The sequence below is a fragment of the Streptomyces aurantiacus genome (assembly GCF_027107535.1).
GTDB lineage: Bacteria > Actinomycetota > Actinomycetes > Streptomycetales > Streptomycetaceae > Streptomyces.
The window spans coordinates 4,566,523-4,583,277 of record NZ_CP114283.1 but is presented as its reverse complement, the minus strand read 5'-3'; the positions used below and the strand labels follow the sequence as shown (position 1 = coordinate 4,583,277).

Annotated in this window: 19 protein-coding genes and 4 pseudogenes; 10 read left to right on the top strand and 13 right to left on the bottom strand. The window is 67.3% G+C overall.

Annotated elements, in window-relative coordinates; translation table 11 throughout:
* Window positions 1-176: 176 nt before the first annotated feature.
* Window positions 177-667 (top strand): annotated as a pseudogene (locus tag O1Q96_RS44530) (transposase family protein); the annotation flags it as partial.
* 895 nt (window positions 668-1,562) lie between these two features.
* On the opposite strand, the gene O1Q96_RS22195 reads toward O1Q96_RS44530, so the two are convergent.
* Window positions 1,563-2,009 carry a hypothetical protein gene (locus O1Q96_RS22195; protein ID WP_269249866.1) on the bottom strand — a complete coding sequence of 149 codons (447 nt, stop codon included), beginning with the start codon at window positions 2,007-2,009 and terminating at the stop codon, window positions 1,563-1,565.
* Between the two features lie 858 nt (window positions 2,010-2,867).
* Complete coding sequence (locus tag O1Q96_RS22190) at window positions 2,868-3,893, bottom strand: recombinase family protein (protein WP_269249865.1); 1,026 nt, start codon at window positions 3,891-3,893, stop codon at window positions 2,868-2,870.
* Window positions 3,894-3,975: 82 nt separating this feature from the next.
* Here O1Q96_RS22190 and O1Q96_RS22185 point away from each other — a divergent pair, with 82 nt between their 5' ends.
* Complete coding sequence (locus O1Q96_RS22185; protein ID WP_269249864.1) at window positions 3,976-4,521, top strand: pyridoxamine 5'-phosphate oxidase family protein; 546 nt, start codon at window positions 3,976-3,978, stop codon at window positions 4,519-4,521.
* Between the two features lie 90 nt (window positions 4,522-4,611).
* Here O1Q96_RS22185 and O1Q96_RS22180 read toward each other — a convergent pair.
* Window positions 4,612-4,734: pseudogene (locus tag O1Q96_RS22180) on the bottom strand (sigma factor-like helix-turn-helix DNA-binding protein); the annotation flags it as partial.
* Between the two features lie 430 nt (window positions 4,735-5,164).
* Here O1Q96_RS22180 and O1Q96_RS22175 point away from each other — a divergent pair.
* Together O1Q96_RS22175 and O1Q96_RS22170 are read left to right on the top strand one after the other, a co-directional pair.
* Window positions 5,165-5,638, top strand: coding sequence for a MarR family winged helix-turn-helix transcriptional regulator (locus O1Q96_RS22175; RefSeq protein WP_269249863.1), 474 nt, complete (start codon window positions 5,165-5,167; stop codon window positions 5,636-5,638).
* Entirely contained in the window at window positions 5,635-6,516 is an 882-nt protein-coding gene (locus O1Q96_RS22170) for an SDR family NAD(P)-dependent oxidoreductase (protein WP_269249862.1), read from the top strand. The genes O1Q96_RS22175 and O1Q96_RS22170 overlap by 4 nt, the downstream gene beginning before the upstream one ends.
* Before the next feature lie 21 nt (window positions 6,517-6,537).
* On the opposite strand, the gene O1Q96_RS22165 is transcribed toward O1Q96_RS22170, so the two are convergent.
* Window positions 6,538-6,723 (bottom strand): hypothetical protein, encoded by a 186-nt coding sequence (locus tag O1Q96_RS22165; RefSeq protein ID WP_269249861.1) that lies wholly within the window; start codon window positions 6,721-6,723, stop codon window positions 6,538-6,540.
* A gap of 65 nt (window positions 6,724-6,788) precedes the next feature.
* Here O1Q96_RS22165 and O1Q96_RS22160 point away from each other — a divergent pair, with 65 nt between their 5' ends.
* The 3 genes from O1Q96_RS22160 (at window position 6,789) to O1Q96_RS22150 (ending at window position 9,212) form a co-directional block, all read left to right on the top strand.
* Window positions 6,789-6,950, top strand: coding sequence for a hypothetical protein (locus tag O1Q96_RS22160; protein WP_269249860.1), 162 nt, complete (start codon window positions 6,789-6,791; stop codon window positions 6,948-6,950).
* Window positions 6,951-7,048: 98 nt separating this feature from the next.
* The gene (locus O1Q96_RS22155) at window positions 7,049-7,384 is read left to right on the top strand and encodes a transposase (RefSeq protein WP_419586930.1); all 336 of its coding nucleotides are present in this window, start codon (window positions 7,049-7,051) and stop codon (window positions 7,382-7,384) included.
* Between the two features lie 244 nt (window positions 7,385-7,628).
* Window positions 7,629-9,212, top strand: coding sequence for a hypothetical protein (locus O1Q96_RS22150; RefSeq protein ID WP_269249859.1), 1,584 nt, complete (start codon window positions 7,629-7,631; stop codon window positions 9,210-9,212).
* 226 nt (window positions 9,213-9,438) lie between these two features.
* On the opposite strand, the gene O1Q96_RS22145 is transcribed toward O1Q96_RS22150, so the two are convergent.
* From O1Q96_RS22145 to O1Q96_RS44260, 5 genes are all read right to left on the bottom strand, one after another.
* Window positions 9,439-9,876, bottom strand: coding sequence for an SRPBCC family protein (locus O1Q96_RS22145; RefSeq protein ID WP_269249858.1), 438 nt, complete (start codon window positions 9,874-9,876; stop codon window positions 9,439-9,441).
* Window positions 9,877-9,880: 4 nt separating this feature from the next.
* On the bottom strand, window positions 9,881-10,228 hold the full coding sequence (locus O1Q96_RS22140) for an ArsR/SmtB family transcription factor (protein WP_269249857.1): 348 nt from the start codon (window positions 10,226-10,228) through the stop codon (window positions 9,881-9,883).
* A 54-nt stretch (window positions 10,229-10,282) separates the two neighbouring features.
* Window positions 10,283-10,561, bottom strand: coding sequence for a hypothetical protein (locus tag O1Q96_RS22135; RefSeq protein WP_269249856.1), 279 nt, complete (start codon window positions 10,559-10,561; stop codon window positions 10,283-10,285).
* A 459-nt stretch (window positions 10,562-11,020) separates the two neighbouring features.
* Window positions 11,021-11,842 (bottom strand): winged helix-turn-helix domain-containing protein, encoded by an 822-nt coding sequence (locus tag O1Q96_RS22130; protein WP_269249855.1) that lies wholly within the window; start codon window positions 11,840-11,842, stop codon window positions 11,021-11,023.
* 87 nt (window positions 11,843-11,929) lie between these two features.
* On the bottom strand, window positions 11,930-12,526 hold the full coding sequence (locus tag O1Q96_RS44260; protein ID WP_331276107.1) for a hypothetical protein: 597 nt from the start codon (window positions 12,524-12,526) through the stop codon (window positions 11,930-11,932).
* A 457-nt stretch (window positions 12,527-12,983) separates the two neighbouring features.
* On the opposite strand from O1Q96_RS44260, the gene O1Q96_RS22120 reads away from it, so the two are divergent.
* Complete coding sequence (locus O1Q96_RS22120; protein ID WP_269253686.1) at window positions 12,984-13,496, top strand: hypothetical protein; 513 nt, start codon at window positions 12,984-12,986, stop codon at window positions 13,494-13,496.
* A 318-nt stretch (window positions 13,497-13,814) separates the two neighbouring features.
* Here O1Q96_RS22120 and O1Q96_RS22115 read toward each other — a convergent pair whose 3' ends face one another.
* Window positions 13,815-13,973: a helix-turn-helix domain-containing protein gene (locus tag O1Q96_RS22115; protein WP_269249854.1), complete on the bottom strand. Its 159-nt coding sequence runs from the start codon at window positions 13,971-13,973 to the stop codon at window positions 13,815-13,817.
* Window positions 13,974-14,283: 310 nt separating this feature from the next.
* A complete protein-coding gene (locus tag O1Q96_RS22110) occupies window positions 14,284-14,688 on the bottom strand; it encodes an ATP-binding protein (protein WP_419586929.1) in 405 nt (134 codons plus the stop codon).
* Here O1Q96_RS22110 and O1Q96_RS22105 point away from each other — a divergent pair.
* Window positions 14,605-14,868 (top strand): annotated as a pseudogene (locus O1Q96_RS22105) (transposase family protein); the annotation flags it as partial. The gene O1Q96_RS22110 and the pseudogene O1Q96_RS22105 sit on opposite strands and share 84 nt — an antisense overlap.
* 24 nt (window positions 14,869-14,892) lie before the next feature.
* Here O1Q96_RS22105 and O1Q96_RS22100 read toward each other — a convergent pair.
* A complete protein-coding gene (locus O1Q96_RS22100; protein WP_269249853.1) occupies window positions 14,893-15,279 on the bottom strand; it encodes a GntR family transcriptional regulator in 387 nt (128 codons plus the stop codon).
* Entirely contained in the window at window positions 15,272-16,066 is a 795-nt protein-coding gene (locus O1Q96_RS22095; protein WP_269249852.1) for a hypothetical protein, read from the bottom strand. The genes O1Q96_RS22100 and O1Q96_RS22095 overlap by 8 nt, the downstream gene beginning before the upstream one ends.
* 402 nt (window positions 16,067-16,468) lie before the next feature.
* On the opposite strand from O1Q96_RS22095, the pseudogene O1Q96_RS22090 reads away from it, so the two are divergent.
* Window positions 16,469-16,723, top strand: a pseudogene (locus O1Q96_RS22090) (IS630 family transposase); the annotation flags it as partial.
* Window positions 16,724-16,755: the final 32 nt, after the last annotated feature.

Here is a 16,755-nt window from a genome sequence, read left to right as displayed (position 1 = left end):
CCACTCGGGGTGGTCGATGAACGGGTTCCGGTTGCCCTGGTAGTTGTCGTGCTCGACAGCAAAGCGGGACTTGTGGAGCGCCCGGTGCCATGGGAGTGGCACGCCGGGTGCGGGAAGCGGCCCGAAGAAGCGGCTCGATCGAAAGACGAGACCGCGCTTCGGGCCGACTTCACCACCCTCAGCATCCGCTGGACGCGACGGCGGCCAACAACCCGTCAGGCCGGGCCGCAGCGAACAGGGCGCCCACGCTCACGCAGCATGCGCTGCAGGACCCTGAACTGACCGGCATGACCCGCCAGCAGTTCAGCGACCTCATCGACGCACTGACTCCCACGCTGGAGGTCCACTGACCGGCATGACCCGCCAGCAGTTCAGCGACCTCATCGACGCACTGACTCCCACGCTGGAGGTCCAACGCGAGCAAGTGCTCCGCACGCGCCGCGGTCACGAGCGCATGGTCGCCCTCGGCACAGATGCCAAAGCCAAGCTCACCCCAGCCGACCGGGTCCTGGCCACCGTGCTCCACCTACGCAAACTCGCCACCATGGACCTCCTCGGGCAACTCTTCGGCGTCACCGCCATGACCATCACCATCTCCACCCATGCAACCCCTCCGTTAACTCTGACTGCAGGGGCCGGTGGTCGTAGCAGCAGGCTTCATCTGCGTCTGCAGCACCGCAATGCTGCCTGGCGAGATACTGATGGGCCTTCGCGCGTATCAGTTGCGCTCCTCGGCGTTCCCAGGTGAGGCCAGCCCGATCAGTGAACGTCAGGGATCGAACGTCCTTCACATAGCCGAGGAGCGGAGCCAACTCCCTATTTGCCTGGGGATTGACGACCCGATACTCCAAATCTCCAGGCCGGTACGTCACTGCGGTACATGGGCCCATATCGCCGATCCTCATGTACAGGACATCGTTGGGGCTGGCGCCTTCTCCTCGGAACCGTCGCCAGACGGCGTACACCGGATCTGCGGAGCGATTGGCTACGTCGATCTGTTGGTTCTTCCTGTCCTCGCACGGGGGGTACGCATCCCGCAGCATGGAGTCCGGGGGAACGGTCGGGCTCACACAGTTACTCCCATACCACTGTCCCCAGTACCAGACGCGTGCTGCCTGCTCGCGACTCTCGTTTTCGGCTTCCTCCCGTGACTGTTCAAGCTGGTCGCGGGCTGTCGCTGCGCCGTAATAGGCGGCGATGCCGGTGAGGACGAGACCGCCGACAGCAGCCACCGCACCGAGTACCGCTCCGAAATGCAGCCAGGGGATGCGACGCCGCCAACGGGGAGTTAGCGCACGCCTACGGACGCTGCGCGGGCGCGGGCTCCGTCGAGCAAGGCGTATGCGGCTCTGCCGTGGCACATGGTTCGGCATCGCTCTCCTCCCCCAGATCTGTATGTGCGCAGACCCTGCCACGGGCTTGCGCGGCTGCGCGGATGTTTGCCGATCCTGCGTCCGTACGCCGATGCGGCGCGCACGGGCGTTCGGAAGTGCGGAGACGGGCCACCGGGCAGACGGGGATCCGACCACCCCCTTGATCAGGCACTACCTTCAGACAGGCACTCACCTGGGACTGAACTTCAGGATGATCACCCCGTCGTCCGTTCGGTCGAAATCGACGTGGATGTCTCCGGTCTCGACCTCCCCGGTTCCGCCGACCCAGCCCCTGAGCGGGGACGGCTGGTCGTCGGTGGCCGAGAACTCGACCCTGCTGTCCGTGATCCCATCCACCGTGAACGTGTCGGTCACGTACTTGGGCGCGAACCGAATCGTGTCCCCCTCCCTGACCTCGACCTCACAGGCGCGATCCAGGCAGGCGTCGAAGTCCCGTCCGTCCTGCGCCTCCTGGAGTGTCGGGGGCGGAGTCGCGGTCGGTGCCAGCGTGAGCGATGCGGAGCGAGACGGCGGGCTTTGGCTCTTGCCGGTCGGGGGCGCGTCCCTCTCCGATTCGTCGCCATCACCGCACCCCACGAGCACCAGCGCGAGGGCCGGCCCGAGCACCCCGAACACCACGCGACGGCAGGCGGCGGATTCTTCGAACATGGTTGTCTTCCGTCCCAGTAGCGGTCCAACTGATGTCTCGCTGACGAGGAAACCCTGATACAGGTTGCCCGGGACCGATCCCGGGCAACACTCTGTGCACTACCCGGTGAAGACGAACGGCCCGTCAACAGCAGGAGCGAGGCATCGCAGTTCGGGAGGGGTCCCGGCGGTACTCGCAGATGATGAGCCGACAGTCACCGAGGTGGAGGGTGGAAAAGGGAGGTCCGCTGTGACGCCAGTGCAAGTTGATTGGCTGTCCCTGCTGCTCGGTCCCATCGGCATCGTCGCGTTGGTGGTTGCCTTTTCCGCAAGGCGTTCGGCATCTAAGACGGGCGAGCCGATGCCTGGTTGGGGGAAGGTTGCCCAGGGCGTGGCGATTACCCTCGTAGTGTCCGTGGCTTTCATGAACGTGGCTTGGGGCAGTCAGTAAGTGGACTGTCGACGGAACGTTCGGCTGACGCAGGACTCAGTCATGTGCGCCGGGTGCACGGTGAGCGCCGATGGAGGCGACGACCGCGTGATGAGGAGAACGCGGTGTACGAGTACGGAGACGTTCGACCGACGATGACCCGGCGCGGGGACCGTCCTCGCTGTGCCGGCAGGCGGAATGCGGCAGTCGCGCTCATCGGCCTCGTCCTGTTGCTCTCCAACCGTCGGCTGCCGAGTGACGATCACGAGCGCTCTGCGTCGGCGCCGTCGGACGCCGCATCGCCCCTCACAGCGGCGGACCTTCGCGCTCGTCTCCTGGACTCGGCAGAGGCGGGAGAGGCGGGAGAGGCCCTGTTCTCGTATAGCTACGGGGAACGGACATGTAGCGTTGAGTGACTACACGGGGCTACGATCACGCTGCTGAAGGGCCACGAAGTCGGCGTGTGCCGTCTCGACTGCTTCTGGGTACGCCTGGGTCTTCTCGTGCTCGGCGAGCGCCCGGTAGATGCTTGCGACCGAGGGGTTCTGTCCCTTGCGCTTGCCGGTGGGGATAGTCAGGTCGGGCTGAATCTGCTCGACGGACTCGCCGCCCGCGCGGCGCCGCAGGACGGTGTGCAGCATGTCGTCGGTGATGACCGGGGGCCGGCCGCCGTACTTGCCTTTTCGGGCCGCGGTCTCCAGCCCTTCCAGGGTCGATTCGCGGATGTTCTCCCGCTCCGTCTCCGCCATCGCGGCGAAGAAGCCGAACAGCAGCTTGCCGGGGCCGGTGGGGTCGTAGATGCCGGGCAGCGGCCCGGCGAGCAGCTCCAGCACCAGGCCGTGCTCGGTCAGATGGTCCGCGAGGGCGGTGAGCTCTGCCGCGTCCCGTCCGAGTCTCTTCATCTCGAACACGGTGAAGATGACCCGGCAGTGCGGGGCATGGGCTTTGACATCCCGGGCGGTCCTCAGCGCCTCCTCGAACTGCGGTCGGACCTTGATCCGGGTACTGATCTTCTCGCTGAAGATCTTGTCTCTGCTGATGCCGTGCTTGGCGAGCGCGTCCAGCTGGGAGTCGAGCTCCTGGCTGAGGTGCGAGCAACGGGCGTACCCGATGCGGATGCCCGCGCTCGGCAGACTGGGATCGACGGCCGCGGGAACCGACTTGCCGGGACGCCAGGGCTGCCCTGGTCCTCGGTTGGCCGGGGTCGGCACCCGCAGTTCTTTCGCCAGCTTCGGGACCTTGGTGAAGCGGCCGGTGTGGTAGGCGCTCGTGACTGCCCCGCTGCGCGAGCGGCACGGCGAGCCGGGGGCGGCCTTGCACTTCGGGCACGGACGGTGCTCGACGAGGTCGGCTTCGGACTCAGCTCGGTGTGACTGTGCGCCGTAGGTGGCGGATGAGCGCTCTACTTGGCGGAACTGACCGGTGCTGTTCCTCGTGCTCATTGATCTCTGCCAGGAGCCGGGCCTGAGCGCCGCCGGGCCGGACTGCGTAGCCTTCGTTGCAAGAAGTGGAAAGGAGTTCCGCATGACGCCGAAGCAGCCCAAGACCGAGCTCGACGCCCGCTACAGCTCCGCGCTCAACCCGCGCCCGGGCGCGGAGAACGTCACTGCCACCGACTGGGCCGAGGCCCAACGCCGGCTGCGCGCCTCCGAGGTCTTCTGGATCACCACGGTCCGGCCGGACGGCCGGCTGCACGTCACGCCGCTGATCGCCGCCTGGCACGACGGGGCGCTGCACTTCAGCACCGGGCTGGGTGAGCAGAAGGCGAAGAACCTGGCCGGCAATGCCCACTGCGCACTCACCACAGGGCACTACTCACTCTCCGAGGGCCTCGACATCGTGATCGAGGGCATGGCGGAGCGGGTGACGGATCCGGCGCGGCAGGACGAGGTCATCGCCGCGTTCGAGGCGCAGTACGGGGACCACATCACCTCGCCGGAGGGGATCTTCTACGGCTTCGGCGACAGCATCCGCAAGGGCAACGACCTGCTGTTCGCGGTGGCACCCGGCACGGCGTACGGCTTCGGGCACGACGGCCAGGTGTTCAGCCACACCCGCTACACCTTCTAGCGGGCCTGCGCACAAGGAAGCCGCCGACCGCCAGGCGGAAGGCGTGCTGGGGGCTGTTTGTGAGGGGCGGGGCACAAGCCCCGCCCGGGGTTACGCCGCGGACTCGAAGCCCGTATCGCGGGCGAGCTTCTTCAGCTCGACCAGCGCGTGCTTCTCAATCTGGCGGATGCGCTCGCGCGTCAGGCCGTGCTGCTTGCCGACCTCCGTGAGCGTGGACGAAAGGGTCTGAAGAGGTGGTTCCTTTTCAGGCCCTTTACGCTGCGCGTCCCGCCAACTACAACTCTCAGTTCCGCCAAGCAGAGCGCTCATCCGCCACCTACGGCGCACAGTCACACTCGGGCGGAAGGTTCTTGAGGGGCCGTCATGGACCCTGATTTTCGCACAACGCAAGTCTCAGAACCCTTCTCCTGCCACCTTTGCGTGCGAACGGGTTCTGAGAGTCGATCCGCTTCCCTGCGGCCCCCGTCCGGCCATTTTTGATCTTGCTCGGGCAAAGGATCGTTTTTAGGGGTCGGGCCACTGCATCCAGCCGTCGGCAGGGCGGGGCGGCTTAAGCGTCACGGCGGACCAGCCCGCCACACTGGAGGGGCCCACGTAGTACATGGATTTTCCAATGATTGGATTATCCATATACTGTGTGGTCATGGATGATCGGCAGCTGACCGAAGAGCTTCACGACTACCTGGTCGCAATTCGCACCCAGGTGCATACCGAGCTCAGAGACCTGGCCCGGGAAGCGGGGCTGACTGACACTCAGACCGATGCGCTGTGGAGGCTGAGCCGCGGGCGGGAGATGACCGCGCGCCGTCTGGCCGACCTCTTGCAGTGCGACGCCTCAACCGCCACGTCGATGATTGACCGGCTGGAGAAGCGCGGCCTGGTCCGCCGAGTGCCCCACCCCACCGACCGCCGCGCGAAAGTCATCCAGCTCACCCCCGAGGGATGCGCGCTGCGCGATCGCGTCATCCAGCACACCACCGAGCACTCACCCTTCGCCCGCCTTGACCACGAGAGCAGGCTGCGCCTGCACACGCTTCTCCGCGAAGTGATCGACGGCCCCTGCCCGACAGGTGAGGCCGCCAGCATCAAGGACACTGTGAAAGAGGAGCAGCAATGAGCAGCGGGATCGCGGTCATCACGGGCGGAGCCTCGGGCCTGGGCCTGGTGGCGGCACGCCACCTGGTCAAGGCCGGTCAGAATGTCGTCCTCGTCGGCCGGGACGCGACGCGCACCCGGGCTGCCGCCGACAGCCTGCGCGGCCTGGCCCCTGCGGGCAGTGACGCGGCACCGCCGCGGACGTACACCGCTGACCTGGAACAGTGGTCGCAGGTAAAGGCACTGGCAGCGAAACTGGCCGCCGACAGACACCCGGTGGACGTCCTCATCAACAACGCAGGAGCGGCGTTCCCCCGGTACGAGCAGACGCCGGACGGCGTGGAACGCACCTACGCGCTCAATCACCACGCCCCGTTCCTACTCACCCACGCCCTTCTGACCGAGGGAGTACTCACGCTCGAAGCGCGGATCATCAACATGTCCTCGTTCGTGGAAAAGCGTGGCAGGCTCGATGCCACCGATCCGGATGTCGCGGGAACATCGTGGAGCAAGCGCTTCTACAACCAGATCAACGTCTACGCGACGAGCAAACTCGTCAGCCTCCTGGCCGCGCGAGAACTCGCACACCGCCTGCCTGACGGCATGAGCCTGTACAACGCCAATCCCGGCATGGTCAAGGGCACAGGGATGAACAGCAACGCCGGCGGTCTGATGCGGCTGACCGCCCCGCTGTTCCGCCCGTTCGCCATCACCCCGGACGAAGGTGTGCAGACCCCAGTCTGGCTCGCCAGCGCCTCGCCCGCACCGCGCCCCAGCGGCGGCTTCTTCAGCGAGTCCCAGCCGGACACCCCTTCGCGCCTGGCCCTGAACGACACTCTCGCCCGGACCGTCTACACCAAAACCGCAGCCCTCCTCGGAGTGGAGCCCCTCACGAGGTAGGGCCGGCCCGGAGCCCGAGTCTCATGCCGGGGCTGGGGCTGCCTCGTCCTGCGGGGTGCGCGGACCGGGCACCGTGGCCCGGATGGACAGGTCCAGATCGAGGCGGCTGTTCATGTCCAGCTCGAACCGGCCGTACGGATTCACATGGGTCCAGAACAGCGGCGACAGCGCCCGGCGGTCCGCGTCGGTGAGCTTGTCCACAGACACAGCGCGAGGGCGCCCTCGCCCGTCGCGCTGCCTGGCAGGGGGAGCGGCTGGATGCGGGTGATGAGTTGACGGCGCAGGTGTGGCTGTCTGCTGATGTGAGCCGTCGGCTGCGCGCGACGGCCGCCCGCACTGGCCTTGAGCCGGAGCAGGTTCTTGCCCAGCTCGCCGACCGGGTCCGTATGGACGACGACGGCGTCCTGGCGGTCGACGCCTTCGCCCCGCGCTGACCGGGCGCCCTTCGTGTAAGGGCGAGGGTGGTCTCGGCTGCACCCGCGGTTCGCGGTGCAGCCGGGACCGGGCAGACCCCGCATACCCCAGTTGGACTTTGGACAGAGATCACGCATGCCCATCACCGGACAGCCGCGCGGCCGACAAGGCATACAGCAACGGCCCGTGCCGTGAATATCTGCGCCGCCGGGGCATCCGTCACGCGATCCCGGAGAAGAGCGACAGCCAGGCTGCCCGCCTGCGTAAAGGCGCACGTGGCGGGCGAGCGCATGGCTTCGACGAAGGCCGCTACAAGAAGCGCAACACTGTCGAGCGGGCAATCAACAAGCTCAAGCAATTCCGAGCGGTAGCCACGCGCTACGACCAACGCGGGCACGTCTTCCTTGGCACCATCGCCGCAGCAACCATCATCCTCATATGGCTTCGCCAATGAGCTTGAGTTTTACCCTCGGTAACTATGGTTCGGCACCGACCAGGCCCACGTGAGGTGAACTCTGCAGTTCGCATGGCATGCAGCCCATCCGCGTCGGACTCTCGGGAGCCCGCCTCGCCAGCGCGCGACCGTCTGGACGGGACCCCAGGCGGCGCTACCCAACGCTCGGCCCGTCGCTGTGCACGGCGGATAAGGTCGTGGACCACGTCTTCACGAGGCGGTTGACACCTTGGGGGTACAAGGCATGCCTACGCCTGACCGGATCTGGGCGGACGCCGATCTCCCCACTCGTCGGCTCGCCGGGCTGGCTCTCAACCCGTCCGTGACGGAGAGCGTCCTCCTGCGGCTGCTCTCCGACGCTCCGCTTGCCGTACGGATGGTGCTGTGCCGGGACCGGATCCTGCCCGACGCCGTCGTCGACGCGGTGATCGAGCACCCCGACACCTACACCCGCAGCTTCTTCGCCCGTAACCCCCATGTCGATCCGGCCCAGCGAGTTCGACTGCTGGACGATCCCGAGTGGTTCGTCCGCGCCCACCTCGCCGAGGGACCGCAGGTGGCCGCCCCTGCCCAGCCCAGGCCCCTGCCCGACGAGGCCGTCGTCCACATGATCAGCACGTATGACGACGAACTCCTGGGCGGTCTCCTTTACCAGCAGATCTCCACCAGGCTGGGCCGATCCATGCCCACACATCCGATCTCGAAGGTCCGCCGTTGGGGGGTCGGCAGGTGGGCATCGCTGTCCGCAGACATGCGGGCCGCACTGCTCACAGATCCCGACGACGGCGTCCGGGAGACGGCGCAGCGGCACGCGCGCCATCAGGATCCGGCGTGGGTGGAGAGCGCGCTCCCTGACCAACCGAGTCACGGCCGTACCGACATACTGCTCCACCACGCCCTCAGCAGAGCTGTGGTGGACGACGTCCTCGCCAGGCCCGTCGGCAAGGAGGACAAGGCGATGATCGCCGTCAACCCCACCCTCCCTCCCGACGCAGTGGTCCTCCTGGCCGCCGACCCGGTTCCGCGGATACGGGGCCTGATCGCGCACCGCGCAGACCTCGGCCCCGCCGAGCGCCGCGCACTCGTCGCCGATCCAGACCCGCACGTGCGCACGAACATTGCGTACCGCGCGGACCTGGGACCGGCCGAGCTCCACGCGCTCACGACGGACCCCCACCCCGGCGTCCGGCTGGCCGTATCCCTCCACCCCACGTTGAGCGAGGAGGAACGGGCCCGGATCGACTACCAGGTCCCCATGGACCATTACTTCGTCTTCCACCCTGCGCCCGAGGTGCCCCGGGATCCCAAGACCGTCCGCGGAAACGCACTCTCCAACCACCCACTCCTGCGCCGACAGGCAGCCAGAAACCACCTGCTGCCACCGGACCTCGTCGCACGCCTGGCCGCCGACGACGACCTCGGCGTACGCGTCCTGCTGGCCCAGAACCATCCAGACGCCCCCGCGCCACTTCTGCTGCGCAGCTTCCTCGAGTACACCGGCCCCGAGCGCAGCCACCTCACCACCCGGCCGAACTTCCCGACCAACGGACTGGCCGCCTTCGCCGACCACGAGGACCCCGAGGTCCGGGCCTTGGCCGCACGCGACCCCGAAACTGAACCAACAGCCGTGGAACGGCTCACCCAAGACCCGGAACATGCCGTGAGGGCTGCGGCGACGCGCCACCCGAACCTTCCGCAGTCCCGGCTGGCAGTACTCCTCGACGACGAGGAGCTGGCCCACGATGCGGCTGCGAACCCGGCGCTGGACTTGGACACGATCCGCCGCCTGTTGAATACCGACGGCCGGCAGGTAAGGCCGCCGGCATAGCGAAAGCTCCCGGTTGCCCCTGCGCCTTGCGAGGAACGAGTTGTGAAACACCGACGCAACGAGGCTTTACTCCGCCGGTGTTCCGAAACCGTATGCCGCTCATGGAGAGGGGCGATCGCAGGCGCTGCTCACGTGGGAGTGTCGATCGTTTCGTGGCAGGCAACGCCGCGAAGAAGGTGAAAACTCAAGCTGAACGGCCGGGCGGCGGCTCCGCTGTTTCGGGCGGTCATCCAGCTGTGTCGAGCTGCGTCGCGAGCTGATCCAGCGACGACTCCCAGCCTCCGGAGGCACTGTCGGCGATCGCGGGATCGGCCATGACGTGGGTGAACACCAGGAGACAGCCGGCCCCTTCGTCGCGCAGCTCGAACCTGAGATGATCGTCGAACTCCCTCTCCTTACCGTCCGGGTCGTGCTCGTCGAAGGCGAACAGCCGCGGCGGGTCGAAGTCGGTGATGGTGGCCGAGTAGATCGTGCCCTCGCCGTCGTCGAAGGTCATGCGACCGCCGGTCCTGGGCTCCAGCCCCGTCACCCGAAACGGATACCACTGGCTCAGCTGCTGGGGATCGGTGACCGCCAGCCAGACCTTGTCGCGGCTGTGCTTCAGATGACGTTCGAACTGCAGGGCAGGCCGGCCGTCGAAGGGGGTGACATTGGTCGCGCTCATGACTTCACGGCTCCTCGGTTGAGCGACGCGGCTGTTCCTCGGGGGCGTCGGGCATCGTTTCCAGGTGTCGTTCCAATGCGTCCAGGCGTTCGGTCCACAGTCGGCGATACGGTGCGAGCCAGGCGTCGAGATCGGCCAACGGCTCCGGGCGGAGCTCGTACCAGCGGCGCTGCGCTTCCGGTCGGACCGTGACCAGCCCGGCCTCACGCAGCACCCGGAGATGCTTGGACACCCGCGGCTGACTCATCCCCAGTTCGTGGGCGACCTCCCCCACCAGTCGGGGGCGGCCGAGGAGCAGCCCGAGTATCCGTCGCCGTGTGGGATCGGCCAGCACTTCGAACGGCAGGGACACACCTTGACCATACTTCGTCAGTTATATAACGGCAACGGCATGAACGACTTCGGTTCAGCTGACCGCCGTGCGGGCTCCGCCCACCCGAACATGATCGGGCGGGCAGGCCCTCCACAGCTTCTGTCCCTGCCGGGTGGAGTCCTCCGAGAGGGCCAGCCCGTGGCGCGCGAGATCGAGGGAGGCGTTGCGCACCGCCTTGTTGTCCTGGTGGCCCGGGCACATCAGCTGCCGTACCTGGTCGGCTGTTGCCACCCTCAGCACCCCGAGTGCCGTCAGCACGTGGCCGCGGACCGCTGCTGTGGATCCGTACGGATACGCCTTCGAACCACCCACCGCCCGCCCCTCTTCCCGCTGCTCCGGACACCCCGCACCCTGCCGCCCACCACCGAAACCGCGCCCACAACCGAAGGACCGGAAGAGCCGGAAGAGACCGGGGGCAGGGTTTCGGGGCTGCCTGGTCGGGCCGACCACACGGCCTGACCTGCGCAGACCGTACGCGGCGTACTACGGGGTCCGGTAGGGGGATCGGTAAGGGCTTGGAGGTCTGCGCGCACGTGCGCAGCCGGCCGTGCCGGTCAGTCGGCGAGACCGCAGGCAAGCGCATGGTGGCGTCGACGCTGCTTGCCGATGACGCGGCAGGAGACACGGCCACAGCCGGCCCGCAGGGCTGATGGGGACAGGACGCCCCGCGGGCAGAGACTGCCGTCGATGACGATGGTGGCTGGTGCACCGCGGGTGCCTTTGATCCCGCCCTACCCTGGCCACCGAGGCACGCCGAGCGGCTCCACAGCCTCACTCAGCCAGGTGCTCCCAGTGGGAGTTGAACCAGGCCTGCTGCGCCTTCACCCACGCGGACTCCGCGTCGTCTGCTTCGTCGTTTGCACTGAAGTACGTTCCGCCGGCGCCGACGCTGAGGACGTCGAGTGCATCGACCTCCTCAACGCCCAGCGGAATGCGTCGCTTCCCCACCTTGTACATGCTCTGGAAGAGTTCCGTCCCGTTGAGCAGGTACAGCTTGAACATCGGCGCCACCGGAACGTACTTGACCGCGAAGTCGAGCTCCCGGACCGGGCCGTTGGCGCGCAGGTTCTGGAGGGTGTCCTCCAGAGAGGACAGGCACCGGACGGAGATCTTCCGCAGGCGCTCCACCACGCGCACGTCACCGGGGTCGGTGTTGTTGCGCGGGAAGGGGAGCAGCAGCTCCTCGGCGGGCAGCATGATGCGCAGCTTGATGCTCCCCGGCTTTGGAGCTGTCCCCGTCAGAATGCGCTCCGCCTGGAGGCGAAAGTGGATGTCGAGCGATTCGGACGTGAGGCAGTACACGTCAAGCTCCACCTCATCCTGCTGCAGGGCCCGTTCGATGAACCATCCCAGCTCCGCCGTCCGCATCCGCGAGACACCGCCGGCGGGGGACGTGGCCGGGGCCTCCCTGATCACCTTCGAACCGCTGCCTTGACGTGACGCGATCCAGCCCTCCCGCTCGAGCTCCCAGAAAGCCTTCTGCACGGTGACCCGGGAAACCCCGAACGCCTCGGCTAGCTCGCGTTGCACCGGCAGATTGCTGCCGAACGGGTAGACCTGGGCAAGCAGTCGGGCGCGCAGCTCCGTCACCACACGCTGAGTCGCTCCGCCACGGTCACCGCTCGGGTCGTCGGACATGGTGATGGGTACCTCCAGGGTTGACGCTGCTCGCGTGTTCATTCATCGAGGTCGGCGTTGCGAGCGGCCCGCACGGCGTCCGGGCTGTGTCGGTGAGGGGGTGAGGGCTTCCTGAAGCTGAACCCGGAACGCTAGCGGCACTGAATGAGTCGGGGACGGCTTTATCTGTGAGGCCTGATGTTCGATGCTTCCACCGCGCGCTGACCGGCTGCCCCGCACTCGCGCACGGATGAGTCCGGGGCAGCATGCGCAACGCTCGCCTGACTGCGCGGCCCGGTCGGCGGCCACGCGTCCGGCTTTGCCGCCGAGCAGGCGCTGGACGGTGGCCGGCGGAATGGCGGCGAGCAGGCCGACGCAGTGCACGCCGTACTCCCGCAACGCCGCCGCCTGCTTCGGGCCGATGCCGTGCAGGGCTTCGACGGGCAGCGGCCCGAGCCAGTCGGCGACCTGGTCGGGGTCGACGGCGAGGACACCGCCGGGGGCGGTGATCTGGCCGGAGGCAGTTGCCGCCACCGTGATGGTGGGGCCGATCCCGACGCGTACGTCGGTCCCGAGACGGGAGAGCGTGCGTACCCGCAGCACCTCCCCCAGCCGTCGGGCATCGGTGCCGTAGTAGCGCAGCGCGCCCTTCAGCTCCACCAAGGCTGCGGACGGTGGCAGGGTCTGCGCGGTCGGGAGAGCTCCGCGCACTGTTCCAGGAGCTGCCGGAAGACGTCCTCCGGGATCCGGTCCGCACAGCGCACATGCATCACACTCGACACCCGCCGTTTCTCCGAGACCCGCGTCTGCGCTTGCGCCGCCATGGCACCCACCTCCACTACACGCACCGTATAGAACTAGTATTCGAACCCGCGAGTGACGCGGTCCGCTCAGCCGAATGTGACCGGCCAGCACAGTTGGCGAACGGCCACTGTTTTTTGCGAGAGACCGCTCTGCCTCCTGGACGCTACTGAGAGTGAGAGCGAACTCGGAGTTCTCTCACCCGGATCACTGCGGCTGAGACAGTTGGCACTTTGATCACTGGGGCGGTACTTCTACTGGGCAAAAAGCGCTGCACGGCCATCGGCCGTCCAGATGAGGGGTGCGGATCGTGAGGATGCATGGTGAGCGGGAGTGCTGGGAACTGCTGCCTGGGCTCGGTGTTGGGCCGCTGCGGTTCGGGATGAGTCAGGCCGAGGTCGCGGAGGCCCTCCAGGTTGCCGGGCCGCACCAGCGGGCGGGTGGCCCGTACACGCAGGAAGACTTCGCCGCCGGAGTGAAGGTCTTCTACGACGAGGGCAAGCTGGCATGCGTGGCGATGGACGCCGTCACAGGCCCGCAGGTCTTCCTGGCGGGCTTTGCCTTGGCAGGTCGTGATCCCGAGGAGGCGTATCAGTACCTCCTCGATCACGCTGCCGAGCACGGCAACTGTCTGGCATACACCCCCGATGAGTCCCTTGCCCTGACTGATCTGGGGCTGCTTTTGCGGGTCCAGCAGATCGGAGACGTGCTGCTGTCGCGCCCACTCTTCGTGATGGAGGAGTGGTTGGAGTCCGAGTACTACTGCGCCCGCGGCCACCTGCCGCTCGAAGGAGCCCCGGTTACGCACGGACGTATCGAAGGTCTGTAGGAGATGCTTGCGGTGAGGAGAGGGCGCGGGCTGGCGGGCAATCTGCCACTCGAACGGGTGGCATTCGTTCCATGGTGATAGGTGCAGCAGCCGGAGCTGGTGTCGTTGCCGTATGGGCACGCGAACCGACCCAGAGACTCGGTCGGATACGTGCCATCTCGGCACGCCGATCAACTCGTTCACGGGTGACGTGGCCTTCCGGCCGCAGCTGGTCCTCGATGGGCGCTGGCCACGCAGGTGGTCAACCACTTGGCTGTTCGGCGGAGATCAGGTTGCTTGGCCCGTACGCGATCTGGAATCCGTACCAGTGCTGACCCCTCAGCCGGTTCGGCGCTCCACCCACCGCTCGCTCACCCGCAGGTCCTTCGCGATGGCCGCATTTCTCTCGCCCTGCTCGAACCGTTCGCCGGCCTCGAACCGGATCTGTTCCCTGAACTGCCGCCGCTTGTCAACGCTCTCGCGAAACTGAACACCCACCAGTCCCGCAAAGTTGACCCCCTTCGGGGTCGTGCCACTTGTTCGAGGCAGTGCCGTCGGCCAGGCACTATTGGCGAATGGAAGACGATCTCCCGACCGTGACGGTGGCGTGCGGATGCCATCGTGTTGTTCGACTGGCTGATGAGCACGGATCTCGACTCGGTGCCGGTCACCCACCCGGCTCAGTAACAGGCCTTGGCCGATTTGCTGTCACGGCTGGAGTGGGCCGCGGACACCGATGTGACCGGGTCGACCACGGAGGAGATCGCCGCAGCTCAGCAGGAAGTGGCCCGAGACATGGGCTGGTAGTTCAGCCGAGCTGAGTCCGGTTCTCCTTCGCCAGCAACTCGCGTCGCTGGCGGGTCCGGTAGGAGTCTCCGGCTAGGGTGAGGACCTCGGCGTGGTGGACCAGTCGGTCGATCATCGCGGCGGCGACGATATCGTCGGAGAAGGTCTCTCCCCACCGCCCGAAGGGCAGGTTCGCGGCGTCCTGGTCGAACGGGATGTATCCGACCTCATCGATAATGATCAACTTGTAGCGGCGGATCTTCTTCAGCTCGGCCTCAAGCCGCCCGGCCTGGTGGGCTCCTGCGAGGCGGGCGATCCAGTTGCTGGCGGTGTCGAACAGGACCGCGGTGTCCCCACCATCGCCGATGGCGGCTACCAGGGCACCGGGCTGCTCATTCCGCACCGAAAATCTCGTGGTCAAGAGCATCTGAGTCCCGTGCAGGAAGCGGAGAACTCGGTCCACCGTCGCGCTCGGGCACGCGTCGAGCACGCCTTGTCCCGGCTGAAGAACTGGAAGAATCTGCGGGACTGCCGGCTCAAGGGCGACGGGGTCCACCAAGCCGCACTCGGCATCGCCCGCCTCCACAACATGGCCCTCACGGGATAACTCAAACCCCATACGGGACAACCTCTAGGCACGGTCCGGGCCCAGGGCGTCGCGGACGGCGGTCAGAATGGCCTCGGTGTCGGCGCCCAGGGCGCGGGCGGACGAAGTGAAGCCACGGGCGAGAGCGGCGAGTTGGACAGTGTGCGGGCGGGTCGGGCCGGGTGGCGGCGCCGCTACCCGGGTGCCCGCGCCCCGACGGGTGCGGATCAGCTCGCCGGCCTCTAGCTCACGGTAGGCGCGGGCGACGGTGCCCGGTGCCAGCCCGAGGTCCGCGGCCAACTGGCGCACGGTCGGCAGCCGGTCGCCCTCGGCCAGCCGCCCGGTGACGATCAGCGCGGCGAGCTGCGCGCGGATCTGCTCGTACGGCGGGACCTGGCTGGTGGTGTCGACACGGACGGCGGCCTCACTCATCGTCGTAGGACCCCTCTGCCGCCGCCTCGTCGGCGACGGCCCGCGGTGCCACCACTGAGACCAGAGACCAGACGGCGGTGACCAGGTTCAGCAGGGCCAGCGGGTAGAACACCCAGAAGGTGAGCACGCCCAGCGCGCCGCCACAGCCCGTCTCCGTCAGCGCGAGGGAGACCATCAGCACGGCGTACAGCTGCTGGCTGGACACCAACAGGCCCCAGGCGCCGGTGACCGCCCACGCACGGTCGCGGCGCTGCTGCTCCTCACCCGGACCGTGGGCGATGCGGCGCAGGGCCCAGACGCAGGTGGGGGTGGCTATGGCGAGCGCGCCGAACATCGGGAGGGTGTAGTACAGGCCGGGCCAGGGGCCGGCGGTCGCCCGCATCCCGTTGCAGGTGAGGGTGAGGACCTTTCCCGTGCTGAAGATGCGGTCGGGGTCGACGGAGGCCGTGGCGGCCGTGATCACCAGCAGGACGACGAGGGAGAGCCCTTGGAGTGCGATCAGGGGACCCATGTGTGGCGGCACATGGTCTCTAACCAGGCGTGGTGCGAGACTCGCGGTGCGTACCGTCTCCTGGGGGCGCAAGGTCAGGGCGTCGGCGAGCAGGACACCCGCCACCGCGCACAGGCCGAAGGCCGTGAGGCAGAACACGACGCGCTGCTCGAACTCGACGTCTCCCAGCGTGGACAGCGCCTGCGCGACCACGAGGCCGATGGCCAGACCGGACCAGCGGGCGTAGTGGTCGGCGTGGTCGAGCAACCGGTACTGGGGCGGGGCGGTGTCGAGCATGCGAAGATCCCCCCGGATCATCTTGTATCAAGCGGTGAGTACAAGATGCCGCGGCCGGGGATCTTGTGTCAAACGTTCGGTACAAGGCGGTGCGAGGGGAAGGCAGGTTCCGGAGCAGGTGGTTCCCGTGCCACGACGGGAGAGCGGCCGGCGGACGGGGAGGCAGTCGGTTCGACGGGGAGGCGGTCCACGGTGGATCAACTGGTATTGGGCAGAAAACAGCAGCTACTCCACGTCGCGATGCCTGAACTTTCTCGGCAGCCTCCACAATGACAACCTGGTGCGGGCCGCGGGATCCAGATGGAGGGCCGAAAAGACGTTCCAGTCCGGAAAGGGCCCGGCCGACCGGGACGAGCATCAACTCCGCCGCTACACGTCCTGATCCCGCTGAGTCACCCTCGCAACGTCCATAAGGACCGCCGACTGCGGGAGTTCATCGACACCCGCGACTACGCACCCGACCTCAACCCCGTCGAGGGCATCTGGTCCCTGCTGCGCCGCAGCAGCCAGGCCAGCACCGCCTTCACCGACCCCGACCACCTCATCAGCACGCTCCGACACGGTCTCCGCCAGATCCAGTACCGCAGCAACCTCATCAACGGATGCCTCGCCGAAACCGGCCTCACCTTGACGACATCACGGCGACAACGTCAGTAGACGGGGCCGCATGGCGACACCAAAACCTTGAC

What these genes read in the sequence shown, in the direction of transcription:
- O1Q96_RS22120 (WP_269253686.1), top strand. Translation starts at nt 12,984, where the DNA reads ATGCATGGTGAGCGGGAGTGCTGGGAACTGCTGCCTGGGCTCGGTGTT.
- O1Q96_RS22110 (WP_419586929.1), bottom strand. Translation starts at nt 14,688, where the DNA reads ATGCTCTTGACCACGAGATTTTCGGTGCGGAATGAGCAGCCCGGTGCC.
- O1Q96_RS22145 (WP_269249858.1), bottom strand. Translation starts at nt 9,876, where the DNA reads ATGAGCGCGACCAATGTCACCCCCTTCGACGGCCGGCCTGCCCTGCAG.
- O1Q96_RS22100 (WP_269249853.1), bottom strand. Translation starts at nt 15,279, where the DNA reads ATGAGTGAGGCCGCCGTCCGTGTCGACACCACCAGCCAGGTCCCGCCG.
- O1Q96_RS22190 (WP_269249865.1), bottom strand. Translation starts at nt 3,893, where the DNA reads ATGAGCACGAGGAACAGCACCGGTCAGTTCCGCCAAGTAGAGCGCTCA.
- O1Q96_RS22150 (WP_269249859.1), top strand. Translation starts at nt 7,629, where the DNA reads ATGCCTACGCCTGACCGGATCTGGGCGGACGCCGATCTCCCCACTCGT.
- O1Q96_RS22175 (WP_269249863.1), top strand. Translation starts at nt 5,165, where the DNA reads ATGGATGATCGGCAGCTGACCGAAGAGCTTCACGACTACCTGGTCGCA.
- O1Q96_RS22095 (WP_269249852.1), bottom strand. Translation starts at nt 16,066, where the DNA reads ATGCTCGACACCGCCCCGCCCCAGTACCGGTTGCTCGACCACGCCGAC.
- O1Q96_RS22170 (WP_269249862.1), top strand. Translation starts at nt 5,635, where the DNA reads ATGAGCAGCGGGATCGCGGTCATCACGGGCGGAGCCTCGGGCCTGGGC.
- O1Q96_RS22185 (WP_269249864.1), top strand. Translation starts at nt 3,976, where the DNA reads ATGACGCCGAAGCAGCCCAAGACCGAGCTCGACGCCCGCTACAGCTCC.